Genomic DNA, 11,380 nt, shown 5'->3' on the forward strand with positions numbered 1-11,380 from the left:
TTTCCTAAAAATGAGAGTACCCCTCGCGGTGAGAAACCATTTCCGTTTGCCGAGTCGTTTTGTTATATCTGCGATTCTCATCAGCGGCTTCGGTTTCCGAGTTATCGGGATAAACATCGGCTTACCTGATTCTCCCGACCCCCGTGAAGTGCTAATCGCCCGAGATGTGCTGAACCTCATCCACTTCACGGCACCCCCTGAAATCTACAACTGGCCCGGGACAGCATGGTTTTACGTTATTGCTGGGATAGGCAAATTACTGTCGCTTGCGGGTTTGCAGCTAACGGAAGCCCGTGTCATCCTACTGGCACGCTGCATCAACGTTCTGTTGTCTATAGCGACACTTTGGTTCACCTATCGTATCGGCATTCACTGCTACAGTAAACGTATAGGTCAGATTGCAGCGGGATTGCTCGCTATTGCGATGTTACACGCTACGAATGAATCGCGTTTTGCACTCGTTGACATCCCCGCGACCTTCTGTGTAACGTTGTTTCTCTATCACGTGGCGCGCGTGCGGTCTTCCTCAGACGCGCCCACGTTTCAAACAGCGGTATGGCTCGGCGTTATCGCAGGCGTTGGTTTCGCAGTCAAATTTACAACCGTCTTTGTAGGTCTCTCCTTGCTGGTCTTCCCAATAAGTGCGGGCTTTTATAAAAAGTTTTCAACAATTATCGGTGTTTCCGTATTAACCTTTACGCTCCTCTGCCCTTATTGGCTCATCGATCTGATTTCACCGGAGTGGAACCTCTTCTTTGAGGACTTTTGGTATGAAGCCACGCATTATCACCGCGGGCACTTCGGTCTCATCGCTGCAGCGGAATCTGGATTGCTACATCGGTTTACCCATCTATGGATGCTCCTGAAATGGGGCATGGGTTTACCGCTTGCGCTCCTTGTCAGTTTAGGGATTTTGTGGGCGCTCGTGCGGCTTAAAAGAGCCGTTGGTGGGTTTCCTATATCAGAAGTCCTCCTGCTAACTTTCGTTATTCCGTATCTACTATTTATCGGGATACATAAGGTTAAATTCGCCCGCCACCTCCTAATACTCTATCCGGCACTCACTGTGCTGGCAGCTGCAGCATTCACACGTATTCCGAGCATCGTGGCAACGCTGTTAGCGCGGGGATGTCGGCGCGAGACCGTGAATCGTCTACGTTCCATTGAAGGGTTTAATACATTTGGGAAATGGTTTGGGACAGTCTTGGGTGGTGTTGTGGCACTTTACTCACTGGTTTATACGCTTTCGTTTGCCTCTATCCTACTGTCTCAACCGACGAAGATCGCAGCATCCGACTGGATAGCCGCGCACATTCCACCAGAGGAATCTGTTGCTGTCGCGCCAGAGATCCTATTCGACTGGCTTCTCCCTGACGTAGACTTTATCGTGACAGATGAAAAGGTGAAATGGGTGCTTATTGTTGTGCCAGATCTTGAAGTGTTCCAAAAATACCAAGCGTCGCCCGACCGCTATCAAGATAAGGATTGGTATCCTCTCAGCGAGATTGAATTCGAGGAGACCCTTGCGTTTTACACGCGGGTCTTAGGAGACGGAAGTCCATATCAACTCTCCAAAACATTCAGATGCCCACCAAAGTTCTTAGGTATCCCCATAATATCCGATAGCGGTGCCCTGTTTCCAATGCGCGCCCTTGCCCATCCAGAACTCCGCGTCTATCGCCGTCTCGATGCAACGGTGCCGTAAGAAATGGGATGTCGCGCGATGGCTTACATGATTGGGGGCTTGAAATAATTCTTTTGGATAGGCACGAGCGTTGACAGGATTTGATGAAGTACATCCGCCGCAGTCGTATCGGCATCAATGATGCGAACGAGGTCTTGAGGATAGTAATCAATCAAGGGTTCGGTTTCTCGTTTGTAAACATCCCAGCGATAGCGAACTACGATTTCTTCAGAATCGTCGATTCGATTTTCTTTGAGTGCGCGCCCGCGGATGCGTCTAAACATCACTTCCCGGTCCTCACAGACCATGTAGATGACCTTAAAAAGTTTAATATAAGGTGCTATGAGACTTGCTTGTGCAATGTTGCGTGGGATGCCATCAAGAATCAACAGATCGCTTTCTGGCGCGTAGACCTGCTCGCGGACTTTTGCCGCCATATAGTCTTGCCAGATTTTGATTGTGATGTGATCTGGGACTAATTTACCGATGCCTGCGTATTGTTGGAAAATCTGTCCGCATTTGGAATTGATATCAAGTTCGCGGAACATATCCCCACTGGAGACGTGGAAAATGCCGGGGATTCCTGCCAGCAATTTCCCTTGTGTTCCCTTACCAACACCAGGGGGACCCACAAGTATCACTGCTTGATAACACAGTCCATCCACCTCGTGTAGAGGGTTCTTATCCGTTGTCATGTCTGTTTTTGTCCTCTGCCGCCTTTCTTCCTCTTCGTTGAGTTAACGAGCCTCACAAAAGCGTTCACACGCGCCCCTATCATACACACTCTGCTCCAAGAAGGTGTTCAAGGATGTAGAAGTCCAGACCTTCATAATCTCGGGCTGCGATAAATTCCTGTTCGACATCTTTGTCAAACGTTCGGACTTTCTCAAGTAGGTTAAGGAAGGTTCTGCGACTGCTCAATAAGTGTTTTGTTGAGATGTCGCGGGGTTGGGTTCGCATTACTTTCACATCTAATCCAATGAATTCACCGTTTCTACCGTATCCGTTCTCCTCCAGGACCCGTACCTGATTAAACGCACGTCGCAAATTAACGGAACCGAACGCCTTATCTTGATCGAATTTTAGCCCATTCTGATCGTTGAGATGGACACTCCAAAGTTTCTGATGACAGAGGGCGTATCCCATCTCATCGGAGGGTTCCAAACCTGCCAGAATGGCGTGCGCGCTTTCGATTAACCCGCCAACGCGCTCTGGTGCGTCGCTCGCGTATGCTAAACCAATAGCGTGTCCGATGGTTGGAATATAAGCGATGTCCATCGGTTCATTCGGTTTGGGTTCTATAAGGATTCGGATTTCTGGATCGTAGTCGAGTAGCGCGTTAATCGCTTCTAAAATTTGACCAACTGCGCCTGCTGCGTCTTTCGTTTCCCGGATGTAGGTGCCTTCTCGGGCAAGCCACAACACGAGATTCCTACACCCGATCTCGTTGGCAATATCCACACACCTTTTTGAACGTTCCAGGGCATAGTGTCTTTCTTTTTCGGAATTAGAGGTGTAAGCCCCATCAAGTGTCTGTGGAGATTCCCACAACCGCGGTGCCACCACCTCTGCCGTCAAACCATGGTCATCAATCTGTTTTTTTACGGCTTTTGTCCGTGCTATCAGTTGTGTATATGTTTTCTCGTCAATATCCGGTACAATATCATCATCGTGAAATTGAATTCCAACAAAACCGAGATCGCGATAAACTCCAACTTTTTCATCGAAACTGAACGGCTCCCGAACAGGGGGGCCAAAAGGGTCTGTTCCCTCATGTATATTCCAGGGTCCGAAAGAGAAACAATATTCTGTTGCTTCTTTAAGGGGTTCGCTCATCATCCTCTCCTATACGCAACGTTTTTTATTCCATTTCGTTACACATATTACCTTCGATCGCTTTGTTTTGGAAACGCTACGGTAGCGATAAAAGATACGAAAAAACTGCTTGACTTTACCAATAAGTATAATGTATTATTTAAAATGTGTCAAGCAATTCTGTAGTCGAGGTTTGCAAACCGATATTGCAAATCAGATATGCTGGATTAAGAAGGAACCTTCCCAGAATGTTACCCATATCTCGAGCGATTTTCTCTCACGCATATTTATTATATTTTTTGATGCTCACGCTGAACCTGTCTATCCAGCATATACATGCAGCGGATCATGAAGGCAAAGGGAGCACCTCCCTTCCATCTGTCAACAATTCGATCCGCGAAGTCCAGACATTGATATTAGGGACACCGTCAACAAAAACCTTCAGTTTTTTAGATGTTTACCACATAGCACTCAGTCTAAATATATCAGGTAATATTGAACTGATCGCTACAGAGGGGGATGTCATCACCGTTACGCTTGAGAAGCAGGCACGGAAAACCACAAATACAAAACAGGACGATCTGATTCGCGACTATCTTGATAGCATCACCTTTACAGGAACGCACAGCGGTGACACACTTCAGTTAAGGATACAACTATCCAACAATTCCTCTGAAACACAGCCGAACTCGCTTTCTAATGCGGAAGCGTTACAAGCCGCCCGCTATGATGGACTCCAACTGAAATGTAGAATTAAAACGCCAGCGGATGTCTCTGTTCAGCTCCACACCAAAACTGGGGACATCTCCCTTCAACGTATCCGTGGGAAAATAGAAACTTCGACAGAGACAGGGAACGTCCATTTAGATGAAACCGTAGGTAATTATAACGTCCGTGTGACCAAGGGCAACATTGACGGGAAGATCTTGCTGACCCATGGACAAAACAAATTAGAGACCCAAAACGGCTCAATTGGACTGGAGGTCCTTGACTCCGTTGCATCACCGATGGATATAACCGCCCAAGCGGGTAGCATCCGTTTACGACTTCCCGAAAATTATGCCGCGGATGTTGAACTTGAGAGTGAGAAACAGCAGATTGTTGTCAATTTGCCCGCACAATTTGACGAGGTGACGGGATTGACTATTATTAACGACGGTGGACCTTTGTTTCGCCTGAAAGCCACCACCTTGATTTCACTTCTACCGAGTGCATCAAGCAGCAATACATCCGCAGATACTGAAACGGATCTCACCATAGATTTCGCGCACCCCGTCCCGCAAGTAGCACAACCGCCCACTATTGATGGAAATTTATCTGAAATCGTGTGGCAAGCAGCGGCGCGACTCTCTCCGCTCCAAAACCCAGATGGCACGGAGGTGCCAAGCAACGCAACTGAAACTTTTTTAATGTGGGATGCCGAGAATTTCTATGTCGGGGTAAAGGCACATTTGTCTGACTCGCTCCTTCTGTATGTTTCACAGACCCAACACGATTCGCCAATTTGGGAAGACGAGTGTATTGAAATTCTGATTGACCCGAATCCGAAAACCGATGTCTATTATCACCTCGTTATTAATCCGATTGGCGCGTATTTTGATCAGCAGGTGAATACACCCGGAGAGCCGAGTTTCCAGTTCGCGCCTCATGATGTCCAACTCACTTTAAATCGGAAAACGCTGCAAACGGCATTCAAGGCAAATAGCGCGTGGAATTCAAATGCAAAAGTTGCGAGTCAAATTAACGCTGCTTTTTGGAGCCTTGAGGTCGCTTTTCCGCGTAAAATGTTGGAACCTGCTCCTAAGATGGATCCGCAGTCGACTTCGTCTTTTGAAAACAAGTGGCTTTTTAACATCCACCGTAAGATGCACAGCAGCAATATGAAGAGCCTCATTCCTGCTACGTCCAGAGAATATAGCTACTGGCTGCCGATTTACGATACCGAGCGTCCATGGTGGCCCCACACGCCACAGGAGTATACGGGTCCGCTTGCCGGACGCTATGGTCCAGCAATGGGAATTTTGGAATTCATTACGACACCACTCGCTTCCGAAGACTTCGCATCCAAAACCAAGGTCCGGGTCGCGACTATTGAGATCAAAGGCAACACTACTATTTCGACAGAGGCTGTTCAACAAGCCCTTCCGATTCAGGTTGAAGATGTTATCACAAGTTCACAACTTTCTTGGCTCATCGCAGAATTGCAGGAACAGGGTTGGTTCCAAGATGTGCGTTTGGAAACTCAGCAAGTCGATGTTGCCAATGCAGAATCCATCAGCAGTCAGCAAGCGACTGGGAGACAAGATTGGAAGGATGGAAGACTGGTAGATGGGGTAACATACCCAATCTTCCCTTCTTTCAACCCTCCAATCAATTTGCATATCCGAGTTACGGAAGCCCCCGTGCTTTTTGCGCAGCAAATTAAGATCGAAGGGAACAGGAGCTTTCCTTCACGATTCATAAAGGAGTGGTTTCAGTTAGAATCCGGCTATCTTGCCGTTGCGATTGTTAGACTGAAAGAACGATTAATTGCTGATTTTTACGCAAATCGCGGATATGAATTCGCCACTGTTACACATCGAATTGACAACGATGTCCTTGAATTTAGCATTGACGAGGGGACACTACACGAGATTCGTTTCACTGGGAACAGTCGAATCCCGCGGGCGGAACTGTTGTCGGCACTTAACCTCAGCACTGGAAATGGTGATGGAGAAGGAGGTTCACAAGCCTCGGATATTTACCATCACGCGCTGGGTCAATCGAAAATAAACGGTCTGCGCCAGGAACTCAGCAAAAACAGTGAACATTTCAAATCGGTTCGGAATTGGCATGTTCAACGTGAGGGTGGAAAAAACGTCATGATTATTGACATTGAAGAGCAACCCTTCGCGAGACCTGGTGGTTTCCCGATTCTTCAATTTAATCGTGTTCACGGATTAATGCTTGGCGCGGGAGGGACGCTCTCGACGCAGCTCACGGGTAAAGAACGGGTTTTCGGCTCAATAAGTCATGGATTTTCCAGCAAAATATGGAACTACCACGCCGGTATCGAGAAAGGGTTCTTTAAACGGCAGCTGCTCAAATTCGGAGGGGGGTTCTATAAACTCACGGATGTCAGTTCCAATCTCTATCTACATCAAGGTGAGGCTTCTCTGAGTGCCAGCTATTACGGTTCAGCACTTCAGGATTATTATCAACGTCAGGGCGCACAGGGATGGATAACTTACGCGCTATCAGAGTGGTCGTATCTTAGGCTGGAGTTTACTGGGGAAAGACACGACAACCTTTCCAAATCTACGGATTGGAGTTACTTAAACCGAAATCTAATCAAGCGGGGCAACTCACGGATTAATCGTGGACAATTGAGGAGTCTTTCTCTCGTTTATGCGTTCGATACACGGGACCACAGATCGACGATCACACGGCATTTCCACACACTGTTTTCTGCGAATGAGAGGACTCGGCGGGGATGGCGTGGTCAATTCGCGGTTGAAATAGCCGGGAACAGTTTCGGTGGGGACCACGCCTTCAATTTCTATCGGTTTGAGTTGGCACGCTACACACCTGTATCCGGCGCACACCATCTGAACGTGCGGATTGCGGGTGATTTTTCCGATGCTCCCTTGCCAAGGCAACGGCTTCTCCACCTTGGGGGCGGTAATACCCTGCGCGGTCACGATTCTAATGTGTTCGCTGGGGATAATCGGTTCCTGATTAACCTGGAGTATCGGTTCATCAAAGAAACAATTCCCAATGAACAAGATGGTGTCTTGGGATGGACCCTCAGTTGCTTCATGGATGCGGGTCGTGTGTGGTGGTATGATGATGCCCCCTTTTCTGACTTTGAATATTTCATGACCCAGTTGGAGGCATCTGTTGGGATTGGAGGCTCCATCTTTTGGGATCCTTTCGGGAATCCCGAACCGTGGAGTGTCGCCCTTGAAGTGGCAGAACCCCTTAATTCGTCTTTTTCCTTACGAAATCCGAGCATCATTTTACGTTTAGGACGCATGTTCTAATGGGTATCGGTTCGGATTTTTTTTCAAAAATCCTTTCAGTCGCCAGTCTTCAGTTAAGAGATTTTCGTTTAACGAGGGGAAACACCCAAGCAAAAACACCCTCTTTTAACTGATAACTGGCAATTGGCAACTGACAACTGACAACTACTAAATATGAAAACAACACTACTCTATACCATCCATAAACAACTCGGTGCGACATTCGAGAAAAAGCATTTAGACTGGAATATCGCTACCGAGTTCACCGATACCATTTCTGAACATCATGCTGTCAGAAACAACGTCGGTATTGCTGACGTGTCCTACCGAGGTCAACATCGGTTAATCGGCGAGGATCGGGCGAAATTTCTACATCGTATTATCTCCAACGATGTTGAAAGTCTCTCCAGTGGGCACGGAACTTACGCCACGATCTTAACGCATCGCGGAAAAATTATAGCCGACATGAACATCTCCGTTCTTGAGGAGGCAATCCGTATTGACACCGCGCCTGAGACCACAGACCTCCTTTTCACGGAATTGGATAAGTACATCATCGCTGACGATGTTGAGATTTTTGATGTAACCGCTGACACCGGAGCAATCGCTGTTCACGGTCCACAGTCGACGGATCTTGTTCAATCTGTGCTGGGTATAAACGAACTCACGTCGCTGCCAGAACGGCATAACTGCTTTCGTGAAGCAGATACGCTTTTTAAATACGCAATTGTCTGCGTGCGAACAGAGGGGACAGGCGAGGTAGGTTGGACGCTTTATACCGCTGCCGAGGGATTAGTTTCGCTCTGGGAAACATTGATGACTGCGGGAGCACGCCTTGACGTTCAACCGATCGGTTGGAATGCCCTTGAGTCGCTCCGCATTGAGGCAGGTATACCGAGATACGGAACGGAATTGACCGATTCTGTTATCCCACTTGAGGCTGAATTAGAACACGCTATCGACTTTGAGAAGGGGTGTTATATCGGACAAGAAATTGTCGCGCGTATGAAGTATCGAGGTCACCCAAATCGGCTCTTGCGCGGTATTGAAATTGATGTAAACTTAACATCGCAAGACTGTCACAGCGATTTCTTGGGGGCGCGGGTCTTTAACGGGGACAGAGAGGTTGGTTGGGTTACGAGTGCTACCTTTGCTCCGACTCTCGGGAAGACGGTTGCCCTCGGTTACGTGCGGATGGCAGTTACTGAAGCAGGCAGCCGTGTGCGAATTGAAACATCAGAAGGCCCCCTTGATGGGACAGTCGCACTTCTGCCGTTTTTGGCGTAACTTGTTAAGTCGAAAACTTGTTACGTAACATATTACTAAACTTTGGACAATTTTTTTAAGAACACACATATCGCCCCGCTGGGGCTTAGGTCTTGGGGGGTTGGCGTTTCTATACACATATCGCCCCGCTGGGGCTGCCGTTGGGTGCATCGGGGTTTATTTTCCTGCAAGTTGGGTTTGTTTCAGAAACTTTCAGAAAAATCAAAGATCTCTTGAAAACCGAGCATGAACCCGACCAAAATTGTCCAAACTATAGTAACATATTAGAACAAGGTTTTTATCAGCGCGCGGGTTGATGTCGATTTTTAGGTTTTGCGCTACAAGCGCGCAGGTAAAACCGCAGCAAAGGAATTTTACAATTAACCAACGGCTGATAACCAATATAATTAATAACGCTAAGGAGGTAAATCTAAACCGATGCTGGACAACAAATTTTATTTTCATATATCGCTTCTATTGTTACTCCCGATGCTCTTAGGCGGATGCGGTCTTGCGAAATTGGCAAGCATTCAAGGGGAAGGGGATCTCACTGTAGTAGAAGCCACCCTTGCGGGGAACATCGGCACGCTTGAAAACCTATCTAAAATTGGGAATAAAAATCTCATTATCAAGACGGCGCGCGCGTATTCATCTTATGCGGGTTTTATTGAGGATAAGATGGAAGAGGCTGAAATAGCAGGCGACTATGAAACAGCGGACGAGATGCGCGCCCGTGCAATCGACTACTATAAACGTTCTGAGGGATACGCGACTAAGGCTTTAGCGAAATCCGATGAAACCTTTAAAGAGATAAGAACTGTCGATATGGCTGTGTTTGAAAAAGCACTTCAGAAGTTGAAACCGAAGGATGTCGAACCCCTATTTTGGGCGGCTTATTCGATCGCACGCGGCATTAGTCTCCAGAAAGATGATCCGATGCAGGTGATTGACCTCGCTCGGGTGGAATTGATGATGGGACGTGTGCTGGAATTGGAGGAAAACTTCTACTTCGGGAGCGCGCATCTGTTTTATGCCGTCTATTACGGCGACCGGGCCCCCTCAATTGGTGGAGATCCAGAGAAGGCAAAGGAACATATTGCCCACGTAGATCAAATCAATGACGGCAAGTTTTTGATGAGCAAGCTCTATCTTGCACGTTACTATGCTTATCCGAAACAGGATGTGACGCTTTTCAAGCAGTCGTTACAAGAAATTCTTGACGCGCCCTCGGACATTTATCCGGGGGAAGAAGCCGCGACTTCGTTGGCGAAATCGCGTGCCAAACGCTTACTTGACCAGATTGATGACCTTTTTGATCCAGAAATGGAGGAAGGAGACAGAGAATAATGAAGAACGAAAAAACAGGCTATGTAGGAGGGGTTTTTAACCCCGATTCCCTTTTTAAATTAGCGAGCGTGTTTCTACTGATTCTCGGAATGTTCTGTCTACCCGTAGCGCATCTCAGTGCCGAATCTATTAAGTTCGCAACACTCGCGCCAAAGGGTTCTACATGGATGAACAATTTTGAAGCGATGGGGAAAGAAATCCGCTCCAAAACAGATGGTGAGATTCGTCTGCGTATCTATCCGAACGGGGTTCAGGGAGATGAACTCGATGTTATCCGCAAGATGCGGGCAGGATTGATCCACGCGGGTGCTATGACCGCCACGGGTCTTGGCGAGATACAGGAAGAGGTTCTGATTTTCCAACTGCCTCGAATGTTCAGAACTTACGAGGAACTCGACTATGTCCGGGACTATCTCCGGGCAGATCTCGACAAAGCATTCATGGATGTCGGATATGTCCTACTCGGTATGGGAGACATCGGCTTTTATTATATATTCAGTAATCAACCTATCCGCACTATTGCTGACCTTCAATCCCCAAACGTCAAGATGTGGGCTCGGACGAGCGACAGAATTGGGCTTACGTTTTACAAAAACGCTGAGATCGCAACTGTGCCGAGAGAAGTTACACAGGTTCTCGGTTCGCTTTACTCGGGGCAAATCAACACTCTCACTGCGTCTCCTTACGTCACTGTCGCACTGCAATGGCACGATAAATTCAAATATATGACGGACCTTCCTGTGAGTGTTGGTGTGGGTGCAACAGTCATGACACAGGAAAAGTTTGATGCGCTTTCCTCGGAGCAGCAGCAGGTTTTGCGCGAAGTCGCGGACGCGCATCAGGGACAGTTAATTCAGGATATTCGCAAGGACAATGAAAGGGCACTGGAGGCATTGCAAAAGAAGGCAGGCATTCAAGTGGTTGAATTCGAGGACGATGCCCGAGAAGCGTGGGATGCGCTTGCCGCGGAAACCCACAAAGCCTTGGTCGGTGAGATCTACTCGCAAGAATTTCTTGATAAGATTAACGCCCTCTTGCAAGCGTATCGAGAGAAAAATTAAGGGGCACTGACGCAATCGATCAATAACTTTCCGTTGATAGGCGTGCTTCCAAGGCGCGCCTATCAATTTTGTGTAAGCCCTATTTTCCCAAACCTCGGCAATTCCCCTTGCAATTGTCCTTCACATCCGTGTATAATTGACATTATCCTTAATTGACACTCCCACAGCTAAAGCAGTGGGATTCTTGTTTCGTCATTTCGTGCCTC

The 11,380-nt window shown here is 47.6% G+C and carries 7 protein-coding genes; 5 read left to right on the forward strand and 2 right to left on the reverse strand.

Translation table 11 applies throughout. The features are described from left to right. The first annotated feature begins 10 nt into the window (after positions 1–10). A complete protein-coding gene (locus F4X88_11575; GenBank protein MYA56930.1) occupies positions 11–1,705 on the forward strand; it encodes a hypothetical protein in 1,695 nt (564 codons plus the stop codon). A 23-nt stretch (positions 1,706–1,728) separates the two neighbouring features. Here F4X88_11575 and F4X88_11580 read toward each other — a convergent pair whose 3' ends face one another. Together F4X88_11580 and F4X88_11585 are read right to left on the reverse strand one after the other, a co-directional pair. Next, a complete protein-coding gene (locus tag F4X88_11580) occupies positions 1,729–2,379 on the reverse strand; it encodes a nucleoside monophosphate kinase (protein ID MYA56931.1) in 651 nt (216 codons plus the stop codon). Positions 2,380–2,458: 79 nt separating this feature from the next. Beyond that, the gene (locus F4X88_11585; protein ID MYA56932.1) at positions 2,459–3,520 is read right to left on the reverse strand and encodes a TIM barrel protein; all 1,062 of its coding nucleotides are present in this window, start codon (positions 3,518–3,520) and stop codon (positions 2,459–2,461) included. A gap of 227 nt (positions 3,521–3,747) precedes the next feature. Between F4X88_11585 and F4X88_11590 the strand changes: the two genes are divergently transcribed. The 4 genes from F4X88_11590 to F4X88_11605 all read left to right on the forward strand — a co-directional run bounded on the left by F4X88_11590 (position 3,748) and on the right by F4X88_11605 (position 11,174). Further along, complete coding sequence (locus tag F4X88_11590; GenBank protein ID MYA56933.1) at positions 3,748–7,521, forward strand: BamA/TamA family outer membrane protein; 3,774 nt, start codon at positions 3,748–3,750, stop codon at positions 7,519–7,521. Positions 7,522–7,674: 153 nt separating this feature from the next. Further along, entirely contained in the window at positions 7,675–8,787 is a 1,113-nt protein-coding gene (locus F4X88_11595) for an aminomethyl transferase family protein (protein MYA56934.1), read from the forward strand. Positions 8,788–9,204: 417 nt separating this feature from the next. Next, positions 9,205–10,113, forward strand: coding sequence for a hypothetical protein (locus F4X88_11600; protein ID MYA56935.1), 909 nt, complete (start codon positions 9,205–9,207; stop codon positions 10,111–10,113). Beyond that, positions 10,113–11,174: a hypothetical protein gene (locus F4X88_11605; protein ID MYA56936.1), complete on the forward strand. Its 1,062-nt coding sequence runs from the start codon at positions 10,113–10,115 to the stop codon at positions 11,172–11,174. Before F4X88_11600 ends, F4X88_11605 begins: the two co-directional genes overlap by 1 nt. Positions 11,175–11,380 lie beyond the last annotated feature (206 nt).

This window comes from Candidatus Poribacteria bacterium, from assembly GCA_009839745.1.
GTDB lineage: Bacteria > Poribacteria > WGA-4E > WGA-4E > WGA-3G > WGA-3G.